We start from the raw sequence: 18,945 nt of genomic DNA, 5'->3' as shown, positions 1-18,945 counted from the left end.
AGCTCACAATGTCCCTCCTCCAGCACAGGACGGGAAACCCGGTTTCCAGCCCGTGTCACCAAATACAATGCCATCAGCGGCCGAAGACAAAGCTGCGGGCCAGCCTTTCAGCCGGGCAAATCCCCGTCCCTGACGATTGTTGTGGAACGGTGCGGACACTTTTTATCCCAGCGATCACGCTCGGGCCCTGGCTCCGGCGGAATTCGGTTTACGCCGATTTCCCCAGCACGGTTTGGCACGCAACCCGAGAAAGAACCTGCCTGGGACCGTCACAGGGGTGTTCCAAAACTGCTTCTTGGGGTTACTTACCTGATGCGTCATGGCGCTGGCGGATCAGCCCAAAGGGGACGGCGGGGTGAGCCCGTACGATGTATCTGCCGGCCTCGATCCGCGTCACAAGGATCCCTGTACGGTGTTGGAGCGCGGCCTTCAATACGACTGCTATGGCTTCTTCGAGAGCGATGTCAACCTCTGATGCTTCCTTGACATGCACCTCCAGCATGCCGGGTACTGCCACCTCTGAAATTTTCATGCAGTGTTCCTTTCGCTGCACCTCACTGCACCGGATTGCGGCCGTTCAAGGCGACGCGAACGGTGCAACGGTGGACGGTGGTTGTAAGAGAGGCGCTTACTGAGGCGCCTTGTGTCCGGCCGGATAAAGACATGCCTCGGCAGCTATGCCGGCGTCCGCAGCGACAGTGCGGACGTCATCCATGGATATTGGTAGGGCGATTGGTAAGCGTCCGACTGCTGTAATTTCGCCGCTGAGCACCCGCAGTAGTGCACGGTCGGATACCCCGAAGGTAGCGGTGAGTGCTGTTGCGATGGTTGCGATAGGAGTAAGGATTGCGGCGCGGTCCAAAGCGACATCGACGACCAGCGGTAGGCGGGAGGCGATTGCACCCAGTCGATAGATGAGGCCAGGGCGGAACTCGAGCCCTCCCTGGTGGAAAAATGACTCGAGGAAAAGGTCGTCTCGCGCGTCGAATGGTGCGTCGACTCGGATGACTGCAAGGTCTGCTTCATCTGGTGTGGACACGACGGTACCGAACATGCTGGCTACTGCGGGATCGATTCCTTCAATGTAGAGGCGTTGGTTCGGTGCAACTGGAAGGACCGGCTCAGTGCCGCGGAGCTTGTTCTCGAGGACGCAAACGGAGCGTGATTGAGCAAGCTCACCTGCGGCACGGTGTTCCGGACTGCCGACGATGCGGTCGGCTAGATCTTCGTCGACAAAAGGGTTGTCGAAAAGTCCGAGCCGGAACTTCACCAGTAGCAGGCGTCGAGCCGAGGCGTCGATCCGGGATTCCGCGACGAGACCTTCATCGACTAGGCCGCGGAGGATTTCGACGCATTCTTCGCCACCGAACTGGTCCGCTCCTGCTTCAAGAATTTTCAGCATCCGGCCTCGGGCGTCGAGGTGTTCTACCCCCCACGCCCGGGCGGGTAGGACCTGGTCGCCGATCACGTTGTCGTTAACGAGTTCCCAGTCGGTCACGATGACACCCTCAAAGCCGAGCTCCTCGCGAAGGAGATCATGAAGTACCTGGCGGTTGTAGCCAAAACCTACCTCTTCTACTGGTTGCCCGTTGATCTCAAGTCCGATCGGCATGCCGTAGTACGGCATGATGGCCGCGGTGTCGTGCTCAATGGCAGTCCTGAACGGGGCAAGGTGGTCTTCGAACCGGCCGGCGGGGTACACCTGTTCGCGACCGTAGGGGAAGTGAGCATCCTCGCCGTCCTTTTGGGGGCCCCCACCCGGGAAGTGTTTGGTCGTGCAGGAAACACTTCCCGGGCCAAGCGTGGCGCTTTGGAAGCCGTCCACATACGCGGCGGTATGGGCTACAACGCGATCCACGCAGGATCCGAAAGTTTGAAGCTGACGTCCCCACCGAGGCTCGGTTGCCAGGTCGATTTGCGGATGAAGCGCCGAACGGATTCCGACCGCAGTGTATTCAGTGCGGGCTATTTCCGCGAAGAGACGGGTAGTTTCCGGCTCATCGATGGCGGCCAGCCCCAACCCTTCTGGCCATTGCGAAAACGGACCTGCCGAAAACCCGACGCCGACATTCTCGGCGAACGCATGGCGGGGGTCGGTAGAGATTGTCACAGGAATTCCGTGCGGCGTTTGGGCAGCGAGTCTCTGCAGGGCGTTGTTCCACTGGGCGGCTTTACGCGCGTCCTCTAGTCCGTGCACGTTGAAATGGTTCATATTCTTGCGTAGAACCACTACCGACGTCGGTGACTTGCTGATGTGACCAGCTTCCTCAAGCAACGAGCCATCAGGTCCAGATTCAATGACGGTCTGGAACATGAGGCCAATTTTTTCCTCCAGCGAAAGCCGACTGAGAAGGTCCTCCGTGCGCTCTTCGGGTGTTTTCCGTGGGTCCTCAAAGGGGTCCATAATCCCGTTCTTGTTCAGATCACGGTACGGAACCCCGTCAGGTGTGGTTGACAGAACCAGATCGGTCATATGGATTCTCTCCTGGGTAGGCAACCTGAGTTACCAAGGCTTATTGGCGATGCAGCCCCTAGGGGGCTATCGGACGGCCGGGTCCTGGATGGGCGAAGGAGCAGGACCCAACGCCGCGATTTCGTCCCAAAATTGATCCGGGATGACCTCTTCACGCAGCCGGGCCAACTCGAGGATTCGTTCGGGCGAGGAAACGCCGATCACGGTGGAATCAATTAGCGGGGACCTTAGTGAGAAGGCAAGGGATACAGCGGGCAGTGACACCTGGAGTTCGCGGCAAAGCTCTTCAACTCGTCGAACCCACGACGTGAGGTGCTCACCTGCCGGCTGATACGCGTACCGTGCTCCGGGTTGCGCCCCGGTTGCCAGGATGCCGGCGCCGAAAGGCGCCGCATTGAACACGGTCATGTCGCGGTCTCGTGCTGCTTGGAATAGGGTCTCGGCGCTCTGGTCGATTAGCGTGTACCGGTTGTGACAGAGGACGGCGTCGAATTCTCCAGTCTCGAGATAGGCGGTCATCATGGGTATGGGCCCACCTGCGATGCCAATGGCATCAACGACGCCGGACGCCCGCAGCTCGATCAGTCCCTCGACAGCGCCTCGAGGTCCAAGGGCTTCTGCCATGGTGAGCATGTCAGGATCGTGAAGGTGCAGCAGGGGTATCCGGTCAACCCCGAGTCTGGACATACTTTCCTCAAACGAGGCCAGGACCCTGTCCCGATCGAAGCGGCCGGTGTCTGGGTCAGCATCGACCTTGGTAATCACCCCGGTGGAGCAGCGATTTCCGAGTCGGGCCATTGCTATCCCCAGGACTTCTTCTGACCGTCCCCCGGAATAGTTGTTCGAGGTGTCCACGTACGCATGACCTGCGCTGAGGGCGGTCTCGGCTAAACGCACGGCCTGCGCTTCACTGGCGGAATCGCGGCGGGTGCCCCGACCAAAACTTGAAGTGCCGATTGTCAGAATGGATGGTGCCTTCACGCCCGTGCCATTCTGCTGCCCTTGGTAGGCCGCACGGGGCCTTCCACAGGTTTCCCAACTCTGGCGTGATTCCTTTTGGAGCCGTTCATGTGGGGGATCTCCTCATTGAAATATGTGCAGTCGTCGCGACTGGAGAAGCGACAGCGCCCACCCTACGACGAAATCAGAACAACTGCTACATTTTTCTGGTCAACGGTGTACCTGGGGGCCAGCCGGACCGGGCGCCGGCTAGACGGCATTGAACTCGGAGGCCTGAAAGTTGGCGAGTTCACCTGACTGCGGATGCGCCAGAAACGCCCGGGAGATCCTGGATCGCTTCTGGAAGGGCCCATTCGAAGAACGCTGTCATGGATTTGGTCATGTCGGCGGTTGGGTCGATTAGCCATTGCAGCTGTATTCCGTCCCAGGTCCCGATGAGCAGCCGGCTGAGAGTGTGCGGGTCCCGGTGCGGGCTGATTCGGCCAACGGCCTGGTCGTGGGCGAAGGCGGCCGCGAGTTCTTTCGCCTTGCGCCGGTACCGGGCGACAAACCAGTCATGGGCAGGATGTGTGGGGGCGGAGGATTCGGCAGCCAGAATGGCAAACAGACGCAACAGTTCAGGTCGCTCGAGGCTTGACTGGACCCGTTCCAGGGTGGCGGACGCGACCCCCCGCTCAGCGCAAGCTGCATCAAAGTCGAACTCTTCATTGCCAGGAGTGGTCCTGTCGGCCCGTTCGAGCACCGCCTCGAGAAGCTCGTACTTGGTCCCGAAATGGTGAACGACGCTGGTAAGGCTCAGGTCCAGCGCACGGGCGATGTCACGCAGCGAGCCGCCGTGGTAGCCGTGCGTGGCGAACACAGTAGCGGCAGCATCGAGGATGTCACTGGCCCGCTGAGCCGACTTTGCATACGGACCACGAACGCCGGCGTTCTTCTGTTCACTCATGCTAGAGACCTTACTCAGCTGCCGCGGCGCCTGAACAACGCCTGACCCAATTCAATTGCCTAAACAAAATTGTAGCAACTGTTCCGTTTTCGTGTAATGATGATCACGAACACCCAAGGTGACCCGCAGCCGGGCACCCCATGTCACAAGGAGGTAGACATGCCTATACAGACAGCAACATTCAAGCGGCGTACTTTTGTCGCAGGCACATTCATCGCCGCAACGGCGCTACTGGCGGGGTGCAGCGCCGGTGGTGGCGGGAGCCAGGCGGGGGAGACCACTTTGACCGTAATGGTCGGAGCTCAGGATCTTACTCCGGAGCAGGTCGCTGAGTTTGAGAAGAACAACCCCGGCATCAAGATTAACCAGGTTCTGTTCGACGCGACCCGGCTGAACACCATGCTTGCTTCGGGTAACCCACCGGACATCGCGGTGGGCGGTGCCGTCGGCAGCGCCAACTTTAACGCACGAGGATTGGCTACGGACCTCACACCGTATCTGGAGAAAAGTGAGACGCTGAAGGAAGACGACCTTCAGCCGGTCAACGACAGCTTCCGCTGGGACGGTACCAAGAGCGGCGAAGGTCCTCTCTACGGCATCGTCAAAGACTGGAGCCAGGACTCGACTCTTTGGTACAACACCGCCCTCTTTGACAAGGCGGGGGTCCCATACCTCAGCGACACAGAGGCAACCAGCTACGACGAGCTCCTGGAGACCGCCAAAAAGCTCACCGTAAAGGAAGGCACCACAACCACCACCTTTGGGCTTGGCGTGGAATGGGACTGGTCCCTTTACGGCCCAATATCGGCAATGGTCATGCAGCAGGGTGAAAACCTCTACAACGAGGACCTGACCGAAATCGACTTCACCTCCGCGGCGGCCAAGCGCGCCTTTCAGTGGTACGTCGACTTCGGGAAGTCCGGGGTAGGACCAACATCCCTGAACCCGCTTCCGGACGGCTCTGATTACTCGACCTTCGCGGCGGAACGCATGGCGATCAGCCAGGACGGCTATTGGTACGGCGGCAACTTCGCAGCACCTGATGCCTTGAAGACAGTTCGGATGGCTCCTTCACCGGTAATGGGAGATACCCGGGTCGCGCCCACCTACTCCGGTCAGGGCTGGTGGATCCCGGAGAAGGCGAAGAACAAGGACGCCGCGTTCAAGCTCATGGAGTACTACATGGCAGGCGAGCCCGCTGAAAAGCGCGCTGCGAGTGGCTGGGGCCTTCCGGGGCTAAAGTCGCTGAGCGAGAAATTGCCCCAGGATCTTCCGCATCAGAAGCAGGCATACACTGTCGCGCAGAACGAACTGCAGTACGCCAAGCCCCTGCCCGATTCGCCCTACATCTCCGGGGACCTGATGCAGAGCACGATCCAGACGTACCTCGAAAAATCCATCAAGGGTGAACTGAGCGTTGATCAGGCATGCGAAGCGCTCACTGATGAACTGAATAAGGCCCTCGCACAGGGCAAAGAGCAGATCGGCTAAGGAATATGGCACGCAAGTGGTCCCGCTACCCGAAGAAGGCCTTTTACGCCTTCGTCGGGCCCTGGGTAATAGGTTTCGTGCTGCTGACGGCGTTGCCCATGGTGTTCGGGTTGCTTGTGAGCCTCACCAACTTCGACGGCAGTTCTCCCCGCTTCAAATGGGTTGGTCTTAGTAACTACGTCGAGCTGTTCAGTGACGGCGAGGCATGGATGGCGCTCCTTAGGACGTTGCTGTTCACCGCTATCGTTGTACCAATCACCATCGGCGGATCTCTTGGTCTGGCGATGATTATCAACCGGCGGCTGAGGGCGTTGGGACTGTGGAGGACATTGTTCTTCCTGCCCTCAGTCGTACCGGTGGTAGCCATGGCGATCATGTGGAAACTTGTTTTCAACAGGGACTCCGGCATCCTTAACGCTCTTTTGGGTGCCGCAGGAATCCAGCCGATCGCGTGGCTTCTGGACCCGACCGCCTTTTTCGCCCTGATTATCCTTATGCTCTGGGGTCTGGGCGCAGGCATGATCATCATGCTCGCCGCTCTTCAGGGAGTTCCGGCTGAGCTGGAGGAAGCGGCCACCATCGACGGTGCCGGCCGCTGGTCCGTCTTCCGGCACGTGACAGTACCGATGATTTCACCGATCCTTTTCTTTCAGGTGATCACTGGCGTTATCGCCGCATTGCAGGTCTTCATTCAGCCCCTGCTCCTGACAAGCTCGGCGGGGATCTCGAAGGTCAGCGGTGTACCGGACAGCAACACCTTGTACATGGTGCAGGTGTACCAGGAGTTCTTCCTCAGCAACCGTTTCGGCTACGGATCGGCAATGCTATGGGTGTTCTTCCTCATCATCCTCGGTCTGACGTTGCTCTTCCTGCGGTCGAGCCAGTCCTGGGTCTACTACGAAGTCGACACGGAAGCCGAGAAAGAAGGAGCAACCCGATGACTACGACTGAGCGTGAAACGGCCGTGGGGTCGACACCTGCGGTACCGCGAACGCGAACTCCGAAGGCTGAAAAGGCCCGGAAGGATAAGCGGCCACCGGCGGTACTCTACATTTTGATTCTGCTCCTGTCGGTGTTCTTCATCGGCCCGTTCCTGTGGCTGGTACTTGCGGCGTTGAAGACGCCCGCTGAATGGGCTTCATTTCCGATCCAGGTTCTGCCTGATAAGGCGCAATGGAACAACTTCGTCGATGCCGTCACCCAGATGGACTTCTTCGGCTACACGGTCAACTCTCTGTTCCTCGCCACGACCTATTCGGTTCTGATCACCATATCGAGCGCCACGGTGGGCTTCGGTTTCGCCCGGCTCAGGGCCCCAGGGAAAAAAGCATTGTTCCTGGTTCTGCTCTCGACCATGATGATCCCGCAGATTCTGACGCTGCTGCCCACGTACGTTCTCTTCTCGCAAATCGGGCTGGTAAACACCTACTGGCCCTGGATCCTGTGGGGTCTGGCAGCATCACCGTACATGGTGTTCCTGTTCCGGCAGTTCTTTTCCTCGCTCCCGCGTGAACTGGAGGACGCGGCCATCATGGATGGTGCCGGCTGGTTCAGAATTTTCGTCCAGATCTTCCTTCCCCTCTCCCGCCCGGTCCTGATCACATCATTCCTGTTGTCGTTCACGTGGACCTGGGGTGATTACATCGCCCCCGCGCTGTTGCTGGACATTGACCACACGACCCTCTCGGTGGCCATCACCGCCTGGTACCAGGACCCTAACGGAAACACCATTCCCACCGTGCAGGCCGCTGCTGCCGTACTGTACATCCTGCCTGTGCTGTCGATCTTCTTCTTCGCCCAGCGGTACTTCATCCGTTCCACCGTCTCCTCGGGTGTCAAGGGCTGAAATTCCCTAGCAGCTTTGTCAGCGGCCGGTAGGCGACTCATCTCGGATGCTGTCTGCCGGCCCGGCACCACCATGAACAGTCGCCGAGCGGACGATGCGCTGATCACGATCAGTGTGGAGGCAACGCTGGGTGCACCACGCAACAAAGAACTTTAGGAGCAAAACGTGGAGGAAGCGCGCTCTCGAGCCGTTGATCTGCTTACACGGATGACCATCTCGGAGAAGGTCGCACAGCTGACGTCGCTGGTGCCGACGATGCTGTTCGACGCAGACGGCATCCGTCCCGAGATCGCCGCCGGCAAGCTCGGTGATGGCATCGGGTATGTGGAACCGCATATGGGTGGATTCCCAAGGACTGCTGCCGAGGTCGCGCGGCTCAACAATGAGGTTCAACGGTATCTGGTGGAGAACACCCGCTTGGGTATTCCCGCCATCATGCACGTGGAGGCGCTGAACGGCGTCAACGCACCCACTTTCACTTCCTTCCCCACGGCGATCGGCCTTGCCGCGACCTGGGATCCGGAAGCGGTCGGCGAGATGGCTGCGCTAACCCGTCGGCAAATGCGTGCAGTCGGCCTCCATCATGCGCTGTCTCCCGTCCTTGACGTTGCCAGAGACGCAAGATGGGGGCGGGTCCATGAGACCTACGGCGAGGATCCCTACCTCGTAAGTGCTTTCGGGGTTTCGTTCATCCGAAACTTGCGAGGAGCGTCGCTACGCGACGGCGTAATCGCCACCGGCAAGCACTTTCTTGGGTACGCGATGAGTGAGGCCGGGCTGAACATGGCGTCCGTGAACTTGGGTGAGCGCGAGCTCCGGGAGGTCTATGCCCGTCCGTTCGCTGCCGCCATTAGTCTCGCCGGCTTGGATTCTGTCATGAATTCACTGTCCGATTGGGATGGTGTACCTGCGGCGGCTGATCCCCGGATTTTCCGGCACCTGCTGCGGGACGAACTGGGCTTTGAAGGAACCGTGGTGTCCGACTGGGGATCGATTGAGAACCTGGTCATCCACCACCGGGCTGCGAATAACGCACGCGAAGCGGCGGTGCTGGGGCTGCGCGCGGGAATCGACGTGGAGTTACCGGCTCCGTATGGCTACGGCGAGGCCCTTGTCTCCGCCGCAAAGGATGGTGAGATCAGTGAGGCGCTCATCGACGAGGCCGTCCTGCGGGTCCTTACTCACAAGTTCGAGCTCGGGCTGTTCGAGAACCCCTACGTGGGTGTTGATCACGTCACAGTGACCTCACTTGCCAAGGAGGGCGGTGAACTCTCGTCGCGGCTCGCGCACGAGTCGATCACGCTGCTGAAAAACGACGGAGTCCTGCCCCTTGGGAAAGCGCCCCGCATAGCGGTCATCGGTCCTCACGCGAATGCGGCAGGGGCAGCATTCGCCCCTTATACGTTCCCCGCTTTCATCGCCCTGACCCGTGCTCTGCGCAGTGGCATGGCGAGCTCCATGGTCGGAGTGGACGAGACGACCTTCCAGCCGGACGTGGCATATGTCGAAAGCGAGATCGGCGATCTCCTGTCGATGGGTGAGGATGAGTACGCACAGACCCAATACGGCGCCGTGTCGCTCAGCGACGCCCTGAGAGCCGCATTGCCGAACGCAACGATAGTAGTTTCGGAGGGCTGTGACGTTGACGGCGGCACTGAGAAAATCCCCGCCGCGCTGGAAGCCGCTCGCGGCGCGGACATCAGCATCCTCGCGCTCGGCGGCCTGGCCCGGTGGTTCTTCTCCGAACGCACCGAAGGCGAGGGCGCAGACGCCTCCGATGTGCGGCTCCCGGAATCACAACGCAAACTTGTCGATGCGATCGCCACCCTGGACACCCCGTCGGTGGGCGTACTTTTCTCGGGCCGACCCCTCGCACTGGGCGACATCGAACCTAAGCTGAACGCGCTCGTACTCGGCTACTTCGGTTCGGAACAAGGCACCCGCGCGGTCGTGGACGTTCTCACCGGCGCCAGCGAACCGCAAGGCCGCCTCCCGTACACTCTTCCGAGGTCCAGCGGGCAGGTACCTATCCACTCAGGCCAGCGGTTCGGCAGCGGTTACCGCCGCCGCGAGGGTGACGACCACGGGGGATACGTGGACGAGGCCTCAACACCGCTCTATCCGTTTGGTCACGGTCTTAGCTACACCGACTTCACGTATTCAGCACTCACTCTCAGTGAGGCATCTGTGGCCGCGGACGGCGAGATTGAGGTGTCGGTGACGGTGACCAACACCGGGGAGCGCCCCGGCACCGAAGTGGTCCAGCTGTACGTCGAAGACGAGGCTCTGGGGCTGTCACGACCTGCGCTGCAACTTGCCGGATTCCGGCGAATCATCCTGGAACCCGGCCAGGAGGCAACAGTCGTTTTCAGGCTTCAACTCGCGCTCCTGGCCTACCTGTCGCTCGATTGCAGGTGGATCGTTGAAGCGGGGCCGATGTCCATCTCAGTCGGCTCATCCTCCGGCCACCGTCCGCTGAGCGCTCTCCTGGACGTCACAGGCGGGACAGCAGACGTGACGGACAGCCGGGTATTCCTCACTGATTCGACATCCCTGATACTCACCGCAGATTTGCCATAAACCACCCGCTGCAGCGAATTACAACGCGGTCACACGACCGATGCGAAAGGACTGGCCATGTACAACGGTCTCCTCGATGCTGGACACATCGATCTACCTCCTTCATTCATCCTTGGCGCCGCGACAGCCGCCTACCAAATTGAAGGTGGAGCAAACGAAGGGGGACGCGGCCCGTCCATTTGGGATACCTTCAGCCACACGCCAGGAAAAACCGAGGGCGGGGCAACGGGAGACGTCGCCGCGGACCACTATCACCGTGTCGACGAGGACCTCGGCCTGATGGATGCCCTCAACCTTGATGCCTACCGCTTCTCGATCTCGTGGTCCCGCGTCATGCCCACCGGCGAGGGGGAGGTGAACGCCGAAGGCCTGGGCTTCTATTCGCGTCTCGTGGACAGTCTGCTGGCGCGCGGCATCCAACCGATCGTGACGCTCAATCACTGGGACCTGCCTCAGGCACTGGAGGACAAGTACGGCGGGTGGCGTGGACGCGAGACCGCTTTCGCCTTTGAAAAGTACGCAGAGGTCATGGGCGAGGCGCTCGGTGACCGCGTCTTCATCTGGTCGACCCATAACGAGCCCTGGAATAACTCCTTCTCCGGATACGGCAGCGGAGCGTTTGCGCCTGGTGGAACAAGCCACGAGGATGCGCTCATCGCGGCCCATCACCTCAATCTTTCCCATGGGCTTGCCGTCAAAGCCCTCCGGCGAACCATAACCCGGATTGACGCCCATATCTCGGTGGCCCTCAACATCTTCCGTGTCGAGGCTGAAACACCAGAAGATGCAGAAGCTGCTCGCCTGTTCGACGCCGTGGCCAATCGTGTATTCACCGGGCCAATGCTCGACGGCGAATACCCCGCCGACCTTCTCGCCGACACCCGAAAATTTACGGACTGGAGTTTCGTCCAGCCCGGAGACTTGCAAATCAGTCACCAACCGATCGACCTCCTGGGCGTGAACTACTACGAAGTCATGCATGTGCGCCTAAACCCGGCTTTCGACCCCGTAACTGAAAAGGACGGCGGCACCGCATTCCCGGGGTCGGAAAGAATCGAATTCGTCCGACGCGGCGATCTTGAGCGGACCGGCATGGACTGGGGGATCGAACCCCGAGGCTTGGAAGACCACCTCGTCGCCCTTTCCGCTGAATATCCCAAGTTGCCGATCATGGTGATGGAAAATGGGGCAGCGTTTCCTGACGAAATTGTCTCGCTACAGGGCAGCCAAGCTGTCATTGACCTTGCTCGCACACGCTTCCTCATCGAACACCTCACGGCGACGGACCGCGCCCGTCAACGCGGAGCCAACATTGTTGGATACCTGGTTTGGTCGCTCTTGGACAACTTCGAATGGGCCGCCGGATACGGACCTCGGTTCGGGATTATCCACGTCGACTACGACACCCTCGAGCGGACCCCAAAACTCAGCTCCCACTGGTTCGCGCAACTCTGCGCGTCAAAAACCATTCCAACCCTGCGCGAGATGTCGGTCGACAGTCAGCACAATCAAAACCAGGCGCTGGCTCTTCAGGCTAGGGAATCACTCACAACCGGCGCGAGTTTGGACTAAGGCGGCGTGACCTACGACGGCGGCAAACCACATCCCCAAGAAGTAGCCCGGTGACGTTCAACTGGCGGTCACACGCCTCACCCAGCAGACCGAGCAGGCAAGACTCTGCACAGTCTCCTATAACGGTCGACGCTCCCTTGACGGGACTGGCACGGGAACTCAAACCAGCGCGGCTCAAGCTGTCGCTTGCAGCGGTCGCCTACCTCGTGAAAGACAGCCCGGTATGGGTGCTGCCCGTGATCACATCGGCCGTAATCGACACCGTGATCGCAGGGGGCCCCGTCAAGGATCTCGTACTACTGGGCCTCATCGCGGTGGCATTGGTCGCTTTGAACTACCCCGCCAGCCAGACGTTCGTTCGGTTGGTCAGCGCTACTGTCCGCGACCTCGGCGTCTCCCTGCGGAACCAGCTGGCGCACCGGCTCCAGGCTCTGTCCATCGGATTCCATACAAGGTCCAGCTCGTCCGTCATGCAAACCAAGGTTGTTCGTGACGTCGAGAACGTCGAACTGATGCTTCAACAGGGCGCCAACCCGCTGCTCTCAGGTCTGGGCGTGATCTTGGGGGCAATAACGGTGCTCGCCCTTCAGGTGCCAGCCTTCCTGCTGTTGTTCGTGTTTGTTGTGCCGCTTTCCGCCGTGCTCGTTCGCGGAGTGCGCAGCCGCTCAGACCAGAGGAATGAGCTATTCCGCCGGGACATCGAAAGGTTCTCCTCGCAGGTGGGGGAGATGGCAACACTGCTGCCAATTACCCGCGCGCATGGCCTTGAAAGGGTGGCTACCCGACGGGTTCTCACCACAGCAAAGGCTGTGCGTGATTCCGGGTTCAGCCTTGACGTCCTAAACGGCCGGTTCAGCGCGCTTGCGTGGGGTTCCTTTCAGATGCTGTCCATAGCCTGCCTGATCGGTGCGGCACTGCTCTCGGTGAGCGGCATCCTGCCGATCACCCCAGGACAAGTAGTACTGCTCAGTACCTACTTTGTGATGCTGATTAATTCAGTCGTCAACCTTCTCAACCTCGCTCCCTTACTCACAAAAGGGCGCGAGTCGCTGCGGTCAATCGCCGAGGTGCTCCAGGACCCGGACATTGAACGTAGCAGCGGTAAGCATCAGGTACGTCATGTAGAGGGGCGCCTCACTTTCGAACAGGTCGACTTCCGTTACCCGGAAGGAGAAGACCTCGCGATCAAAGGCCTCGACTTAGACATCAAGCCGGGAGAGACAATCGCTTTCGTTGGGAAGTCTGGGTCCGGCAAATCTACGGTGCTGAATTTGACCCTCGGTTTTCTCCGTCCAACCGGAGGGCGTCTCCTTCTGGATGGCACCGACATGGAAACACTTGATCTACGCACCGTGCGTCGGCATATCTCGGTGGTGCCCCAGGAGTCCGTGCTGTTCTCAGGATCGATCAGGGCGAACATCGCCTACGGACTTGATTACGTCGATGACAAGTCAATCCGGCAAGCGCTTCAGGACGCGAACGCCTGGGATTTCGTGCAGGCACTTCCGGACGGACTCGACACTTCGCTGGGACAACGTGGAGCCCGGCTATCGGGCGGACAGCGACAGCGAATTTCCATCGCGCGTGCCCTCATCAGGGATCCGCGGATTCTCCTGCTCGACGAAGCAACCAGCGCTCTCGACGGCGAGTCGGAGCGACTCGTCCAGAACGCACTTGCTAACTTGCGACACGGACGGACCACGTTGATTGTTGCCCACCGACTCTCAACCATTCGCTCCGCGGACCGAATAGTTGTCCTCGATGGCGGCCGCATAGTTGAAACGGGGACTCACGAGGACCTTCTCGCAGCCCATGGCGCCTACGCGAAACTTCACTTCCTTCAAGTGAAGTGAAGGGGCAGCATATCGGGGTCTTTAATCGCACCTGCTCAGCGCGACGCGGGTAGACATCATCATCCCGGTGCCGCATCGGGTTTTACGCCCATCTAAACTTGGAGACAGAAATGATTGACAGCACTGCAACGACTGGCTGGAGCGGACCATATATGTCGGTCGATGGTGCCCCGTTTCCCATCGTGGGGGCCGAAGTCCATAACTCGAGCTCCAGCACGGTCGATGCTATCAATGAATCATTTACAACGGTTCAGCGGCTGGGCGCCAATACCGTTCTTGCACCGGTAGCCTGGGACCTCTTCGAACCTGAGGAAGGCGTTTTCGACTTCGTGCTGATCGACGCCATGATCAATACCGCGTCGGCCCTCGGAATGCGGCTGATTCCGCTGTGGTTCGGTTCTTGGAAAAATGCCGCGTCAACCTACGTACCTCGTTGGGTCAAGACGAACCTTGATCGATTCCCCCGGGCCGTCGTAAGCAGCGGACGTAGGGTCGAGCATCTTTCGGCTTTCGGGCTCGAATCCTGCCAAGCCGACGCACGCGCTTTTGCCCAGCTGATGCGTCATATCGCGGCAGTGGACACCAACAACGTTGTCCTGGCAGTGCAGGTAGAGAACGAGATCGGACTCCTGGGAGACACACGCGACCGAGGACAGCTTGCAGAGGCAGCCTTTGCTTCAGCCGTTCCCGCAAAGGTGGTGGAGGCTGTCGCCAGCGACTCTTCAATGCCGCTGCATCAGGAATGGATGGATCACGGATCCTGCCGGAGCGGAACGTGGTCAGAGGTGTTCCCCGAGGGTGACCGCCGTGACGAAGCCTTCATGGCCGCCGCATTCGCGGCGTACGTTGGAAAGGTTGCAGCAGCCGGCGCCGCTGAGCATGATATCCCGCTTTTCGTGAACGCATGGTTAGATGCCGACAGTGTCCTCGACGGACCCATAGCCGTCGCCGGCGGAAAACGACCGGGGGACTATCCCAGCGGTGGTCCTGTCATCGCGGTGGCGGCCATCTGGGAAAGACTTGCACCCCAACTGCACTTCCTTGCAGTTGACATGTACGTTGATGAGAGCGAGGAAGTCTTTAAGGCGTACCGGAGCCGCCGAGGTCGTCTTTTTATCCCGGAGTTGCGCGCGGACACAGTAGGCATCGCCCAGATGTTCTCCGCCCTAGGAAAACACCAGGCGCTCGGAGTCTCCCTTTTTGGGGTAGACAGCCTCGACCCTTCCGATCCGGACAACCTTCAGCTTGTGGACGCATATCACCTGCTCAAAGCTGCCGCACTCCTCATCCGCGAGAACCCCGAGGCCGCCGTCGAAGCATTCGTGCTCTCCGAGGCTCAGCCCGGAGCCCAGCTGCAACTAAGTGACACCACAATCATGATCCATTCCAAGGATGAGTTGAGCACTGTCACCCCTGTTTACCCCGCGTACGGTATCGCCATTGAAGACGGGGATGGGCTCTTCATCATTGGGCGAGGTTTCTGGATCACACTGGCTGAAACTGAGCCCGAACAAGTCTCCTTTGCATCTGTCACCCAGTACCGTCTCGAGAACGGAAAACTATGGCCGAGGCGGCACCTTAATGGCGACGAGACAGGCGGCGGAACGCTGATTCCCTTCCCGTTCGCCGGGGCGCCGTTGCTCCCGGGACGTGTCATCCCGACCCGGATACCGGACGCCGGTATCACCCGGATTTCCGTCTACAAATACTGACCGACAGCCGGTGGGTCCTTATTCGGTGAAGACCGACTCGCTTTGCCAAACTGAGGTGGTAGATAGGTGGTAGATTCTTGCGGGTGACACCCTGATCTAGGGGGCGACCTTTGTTGTGGTTCAGCCACAGCCGGGTCCCCTCGGGTAGTCGTCAGCTCGGCCGTTGTCGTCGGCTCGGCCGCCGCCAGTATTTATTGCAGAGAACCTGCCCGGCCGCCGAGCTTGCCTGTTCTTTATTGGCCCGGGATGGAGACTCCTGAGGACCTGGAGGGATTCCAGGTCCTCCGGCAAAAGGCGCGGAGGACGGATCGGACGGGCGTTGCCGGTGAGTGCTCCTCCGCTGAGATGCTTGGCGCGTTTAGGCGCGGCCCTCCGAGACGGATTCGGTCGGCGAGCTCGGTAATGCCGTACGCCAATCCCCAGGGGGTAGCCGCCCGGATGGTGACTCCGTCGGATGCGGGTTGAAAGCTGAATCCTTCTCGGTCGCCGGTGCCGCCTTGCTCGACGTGCACAACTACATCTGCTGGGCCATCTTCGCGGACGGACCCATCGGAGTCCGGAATGGCCCTGTTGAGTTGCCTAAGTGCCCACCGCACGGGACGTTCGTCAGCGAGGGCAGGTTCGATGCTAATTCCGACCAACCTCGCCTTGTCAGGTTGAGTTCTAGGCCTGTCTCAGAAGGAAGTCAAGACGATCTCGGAAGTTTGTCAGATTGGGGTGTGGCCCAGCCGGTCAATCAACCGCTTTGAGCCTTTTCATCCAGACCTGATGGCCCCGGTATGCAAAGGGGCCGGGGATGGCTAAGACTTGAGCAGGCCCCGGGTCCAGCATCCAGGGCGAGAGTAGTTCGAAATCGAATATGCACCTGTATCAGTAACCAAGCGCCGCGTCAGGTTGGGCCGAAGATGGTAGAAATCAGCAGTACATAACTGGTGGTGCCGCCTGCGATGCTCAGCAGCATGTTCGCTTTCCATAGGTGCAGCGCTGATGTCACCACCACCCCGAGCATTGCGGGAACTGCGCTTGCCGGGTCGATGATGCTGACGTGCCGGAGGGTGTAGACGGTGAGAATCACCATCACGCCGATCGGGATGAGTTCGGCGATGTAGGGCAGGAGTTTGCTGCTGCGTAAGGGTGCGAGGATCGCGAAGGGGAGTGCGCGTAACGCCCAGGTCACTGCGGCGGCCACGAGCGTGACGGCGAGGAGGTATTGGGTGTCATCCATGACGCGACCTCCAGCGCTTGAACTCGTAGGAGGAAAGGAGCAAGCCAACGAATGTTCCCATGGCGGGCAGGATCATCGCGTCCCCGGCAAAAATTACGAAGAACAGGGCACAGGCAAGCGCTGTCAGCGGTATCGGTACTGAGCGGCGCACACGGTAGGCGTCGATGCCCAGCACGAGAAAAAACGCAGTGATCGCGAAGTCCAGCCCCACTATGCCGGGCGGGACGAGGGAACCGGCGAGTACACCGATCGTGGCGCTGACCACCCAGTTCACGTAAAACACCGATTGGATCCCAAGGACGCGCGCACCGGACCATTGGCGCGCTTCGGGATGCGCCGTCAGTGCCCAGGCCTCATCGCACAGGATGTACGTGCTCAGCACCCGGAGACTGCGCGAGCGGATTTGTCCGAGGGGGAAAGAGAGCGCGTAGAAGACGTGCCTGAAGTTCACCAACAGTGCCGTCAGCGCTACTGACGTGAGCGGCGCCGCCGCGATCACCATGCCAACGAGCAGGAACTCAAGGGAACCAGCGAAAATCACGCCCGTAAACAGCGGTGCTGTCCACCACGGCAGGCTGGACTGCGAGATGAGCACCCCTAGTGCCATTCCCAGCGGGAACATTGCTATCCCGGCGGGGAGCGCGATCCGGATGCCAGATAGGACTTCCCTGGGGCTGCTTGGGACGCCCGTCTCCTCAATGTTCACCACTGCTTCGCTCATAAAGCAATCGTAGAAACAATTGTGCGAACTATGGTTGCTGTTTTGTGCCTCTCGAAGGCATAGTTAGCAACATGAGAGAGCCAGATGCGCTGGACTTGGCAATTATTGAGCAGTTGCAATTGGATGGTCGTATCAGCAACCTCGAATTGGCCCAACGGGTCGGGCTGACTCCGGCGCCGTGTCTGCGCCGGGTGCGCCGCCTTGAGGCTGACGGAGTGATCGCCGGCTACCGTGCAGTCATCGACGCCCAAAAGCTGGGCCGTCGCCTCGAAGTAACCGCCACAGTCGAGGTCAGGAGCACCGATACGCAGACGATCGCAGAGTTCGAGCGGGCGGTCGTGGCTTTCGACGAGGTGGTTGAAGCGCGGAAGGTATTCGGCAACCCGGACTACTTCTTACGCATCCTCGTGAGCGGCATCGAGGAATACGAGCAGTTCCAGATGCAAAAGCTCACAGCACTCCCCGCAGTGTTCCGCGTCGACTCGCACCAGACCATGAAGCTGCTCAAGAACTGACCGACTCCCATTACTTAGTACCGGCCAGGCAGGCCATCGCTGGTTGCTCTTATGGACCGGGCGTTTCGCGGTCCTGAAGTTCCTCGCGGCACAGGCTCTCCTGTTAGTTTTCCGCTGAAGCCCCATGGGCAGAGGGGGCAGGAGCAGGGCTGTTGCTTTGCTGCCTAGCAGCAGTCCTGCTCCTGCGCCCTGCCAGCCAGAGGGCCACTGTGTTCGTGGCAACGATCATTCCCATGCCGAGCCATTCGTGGAGGACGAGGACCTGTCCCAGTACTACTGTTCCGGAGAGCGCGGCCAGGATGGGGTTGATGCTCATGAAGACGCCGAAGAATCCGGCCGGCACGTGGCGAAGCGCGATCAGGTCGGCGGCATAAGGGACCACCGAGCAAAGGACCCCGGCGGTGACGGCGTACAGAAGCGCCGGCGCGGTAAACACTCCCTGGCCGAGGAGATACGCAGCTACGGGCAGGTAAAAAACCAGGGAAACCAGTGTTCCGGCGGCGGGAGCCTGCAGGCCGGGCAGGCGTTGACCGGCAACCCTGTTTAGAAGGATGTACGCCGCCCAGCAGGCGGCTGCGGCCAGGGCGACGGCAACACCAATGAAGTCACTGCTGGGGCCCGGCATGACGAGAACATACACTCCCAAGCCGGCGCTGAGCCCACACACCAGATCCCATCGGCTCCTCGAGGACAGCAGCGCAACGCCCAATGGTCCAAGAAATTCCAGGGTGACGGCTAGTCCGAGCCCGATCCGGTCGATGGCCACGTATAGGCAAATATTCATGAGGGCTGTCGCTGCCCCCAGCAGAAGGACCGGCCACCACTGCCGCCAGGTGAATCGATGGAAGGGTGGCCGCGCAACAGGAAGGAGAACCGCGGCAGCTACAAACTGCCGAACGGCCACGACACCGGCCGGTCCGACCATCGGAAAGGCGTGAGCCCCGATTCCGGCGCCTATCTGGTTACTGAGTCCGCTTCCCGTCATCGTCAGAACTCCACGAACTAGCGATGTGTGGGCGCGGGCGCCGCGGGAATGGGCCGTTCCCTGTTC

General features: G+C 60.1%; 15 protein-coding genes. 8 read left to right on the top strand and 7 right to left on the bottom strand.

Annotation, left to right across the window (positions count from 1 at the left end; genetic code table 11):
- Window positions 1–301: 301 nt before the first annotated feature.
- The 4 genes from AC5RTE_RS15190 to AC5RTE_RS15175 form a co-directional block, all read right to left on the bottom strand.
- Window positions 302–532 carry a hypothetical protein gene (locus AC5RTE_RS15190; RefSeq protein ID WP_494042215.1) on the bottom strand — a complete coding sequence of 77 codons (231 nt, stop codon included), beginning with the start codon at window positions 530–532 and terminating at the stop codon, window positions 302–304.
- A 96-nt stretch (window positions 533–628) separates the two neighbouring features.
- Window positions 629–2,473, bottom strand: coding sequence for a glycoside hydrolase family 3 protein (locus tag AC5RTE_RS15185; protein WP_494042214.1), 1,845 nt, complete (start codon window positions 2,471–2,473; stop codon window positions 629–631).
- Between the two features lie 66 nt (window positions 2,474–2,539).
- The gene (locus tag AC5RTE_RS15180) at window positions 2,540–3,454 is read right to left on the bottom strand and encodes an aldo/keto reductase (RefSeq protein WP_494042213.1); all 915 of its coding nucleotides are present in this window, start codon (window positions 3,452–3,454) and stop codon (window positions 2,540–2,542) included.
- Between the two features lie 268 nt (window positions 3,455–3,722).
- On the bottom strand, window positions 3,723–4,379 hold the full coding sequence (locus AC5RTE_RS15175) for a TetR/AcrR family transcriptional regulator (RefSeq protein ID WP_493993667.1): 657 nt from the start codon (window positions 4,377–4,379) through the stop codon (window positions 3,723–3,725).
- A gap of 159 nt (window positions 4,380–4,538) precedes the next feature.
- Between AC5RTE_RS15175 and AC5RTE_RS15170 the strand changes: the two genes are divergently transcribed.
- From AC5RTE_RS15170 to AC5RTE_RS15140, 7 genes are all read left to right on the top strand, one after another.
- Window positions 4,539–5,870: an ABC transporter substrate-binding protein gene (locus AC5RTE_RS15170; protein ID WP_494042212.1), complete on the top strand. Its 1,332-nt coding sequence runs from the start codon at window positions 4,539–4,541 to the stop codon at window positions 5,868–5,870.
- 5 nt (window positions 5,871–5,875) lie between these two features.
- Window positions 5,876–6,811, top strand: coding sequence for a carbohydrate ABC transporter permease (locus tag AC5RTE_RS15165; RefSeq protein ID WP_493974061.1), 936 nt, complete (start codon window positions 5,876–5,878; stop codon window positions 6,809–6,811).
- Window positions 6,808–7,716 (top strand): carbohydrate ABC transporter permease, encoded by a 909-nt coding sequence (locus tag AC5RTE_RS15160; RefSeq protein ID WP_493993669.1) that lies wholly within the window; start codon window positions 6,808–6,810, stop codon window positions 7,714–7,716. The genes AC5RTE_RS15165 and AC5RTE_RS15160 overlap by 4 nt, the downstream gene beginning before the upstream one ends.
- A 165-nt stretch (window positions 7,717–7,881) precedes the next feature.
- Window positions 7,882–10,296, top strand: coding sequence for a glycoside hydrolase family 3 N-terminal domain-containing protein (locus tag AC5RTE_RS15155; RefSeq protein WP_494042211.1), 2,415 nt, complete (start codon window positions 7,882–7,884; stop codon window positions 10,294–10,296).
- Window positions 10,297–10,353: 57 nt separating this feature from the next.
- Window positions 10,354–11,868, top strand: coding sequence for a GH1 family beta-glucosidase (locus AC5RTE_RS15150; RefSeq protein WP_494042210.1), 1,515 nt, complete (start codon window positions 10,354–10,356; stop codon window positions 11,866–11,868).
- A 137-nt stretch (window positions 11,869–12,005) separates the two neighbouring features.
- Complete coding sequence (locus AC5RTE_RS15145; protein ID WP_494042209.1) at window positions 12,006–13,721, top strand: ABC transporter ATP-binding protein; 1,716 nt, start codon at window positions 12,006–12,008, stop codon at window positions 13,719–13,721.
- Window positions 13,722–13,831: 110 nt separating this feature from the next.
- Complete coding sequence (locus tag AC5RTE_RS15140; RefSeq protein WP_494042208.1) at window positions 13,832–15,433, top strand: DUF5597 domain-containing protein; 1,602 nt, start codon at window positions 13,832–13,834, stop codon at window positions 15,431–15,433.
- An 889-nt stretch (window positions 15,434–16,322) separates the two neighbouring features.
- Here the strand turns inward: AC5RTE_RS15140 and AC5RTE_RS15135 are convergent.
- Both AC5RTE_RS15135 and AC5RTE_RS15130 read right to left on the bottom strand, forming a co-directional pair.
- Window positions 16,323–16,658 (bottom strand): branched-chain amino acid transporter permease, encoded by a 336-nt coding sequence (locus AC5RTE_RS15135; RefSeq protein ID WP_494042207.1) that lies wholly within the window; start codon window positions 16,656–16,658, stop codon window positions 16,323–16,325.
- Complete coding sequence (locus AC5RTE_RS15130; protein ID WP_494042206.1) at window positions 16,651–17,379, bottom strand: AzlC family ABC transporter permease; 729 nt, start codon at window positions 17,377–17,379, stop codon at window positions 16,651–16,653. The genes AC5RTE_RS15135 and AC5RTE_RS15130 overlap by 8 nt, the downstream gene beginning before the upstream one ends.
- Before the next feature lie 71 nt (window positions 17,380–17,450).
- Here AC5RTE_RS15130 and AC5RTE_RS15125 point away from each other — a divergent pair, with 71 nt between their 5' ends.
- Window positions 17,451–17,894, top strand: a complete 444-nt coding sequence (locus tag AC5RTE_RS15125; RefSeq protein WP_494042205.1) for an Lrp/AsnC family transcriptional regulator — start codon at window positions 17,451–17,453, stop codon at window positions 17,892–17,894.
- Between the two features lie 103 nt (window positions 17,895–17,997).
- On the opposite strand, the gene AC5RTE_RS15120 is transcribed toward AC5RTE_RS15125, so the two are convergent.
- Window positions 17,998–18,519 carry an EamA family transporter gene (locus tag AC5RTE_RS15120; protein WP_494042204.1) on the bottom strand — a complete coding sequence of 174 codons (522 nt, stop codon included), beginning with the start codon at window positions 18,517–18,519 and terminating at the stop codon, window positions 17,998–18,000.
- Window positions 18,520–18,945: the final 426 nt, after the last annotated feature.

This window comes from Arthrobacter sp. K41, from assembly GCF_059089645.1.
This window is presented reverse-complemented; position numbering and strand designations above follow the sequence as displayed.

Coding starts and splice junctions, on each gene's coding strand:
- AC5RTE_RS15190 (WP_494042215.1), bottom strand. CDS start 532: ATGAAAATTTCAGAGGTGGCAGTACCCGGCATGCTGGAGGTGCATGTC.
- AC5RTE_RS15185 (WP_494042214.1), bottom strand. CDS start 2,473: ATGACCGATCTGGTTCTGTCAACCACACCTGACGGGGTTCCGTACCGT.
- AC5RTE_RS15175 (WP_493993667.1), bottom strand. CDS start 4,379: ATGAGTGAACAGAAGAACGCCGGCGTTCGTGGTCCGTATGCAAAGTCG.
- AC5RTE_RS15170 (WP_494042212.1), top strand. CDS start 4,539: ATGCCTATACAGACAGCAACATTCAAGCGGCGTACTTTTGTCGCAGGC.
- AC5RTE_RS15165 (WP_493974061.1), top strand. CDS start 5,876: ATGGCACGCAAGTGGTCCCGCTACCCGAAGAAGGCCTTTTACGCCTTC.
- AC5RTE_RS15160 (WP_493993669.1), top strand. CDS start 6,808: ATGACTACGACTGAGCGTGAAACGGCCGTGGGGTCGACACCTGCGGTA.
- AC5RTE_RS15150 (WP_494042210.1), top strand. CDS start 10,354: ATGTACAACGGTCTCCTCGATGCTGGACACATCGATCTACCTCCTTCA.
- AC5RTE_RS15140 (WP_494042208.1), top strand. CDS start 13,832: ATGATTGACAGCACTGCAACGACTGGCTGGAGCGGACCATATATGTCG.
- AC5RTE_RS15135 (WP_494042207.1), bottom strand. CDS start 16,658: ATGGATGACACCCAATACCTCCTCGCCGTCACGCTCGTGGCCGCCGCA.
- AC5RTE_RS15130 (WP_494042206.1), bottom strand. CDS start 17,379: ATGAGCGAAGCAGTGGTGAACATTGAGGAGACGGGCGTCCCAAGCAGC.
- AC5RTE_RS15125 (WP_494042205.1), top strand. CDS start 17,451: ATGAGAGAGCCAGATGCGCTGGACTTGGCAATTATTGAGCAGTTGCAA.
- AC5RTE_RS15120 (WP_494042204.1), bottom strand. CDS start 18,519: ATGCCGGGCCCCAGCAGTGACTTCATTGGTGTTGCCGTCGCCCTGGCC.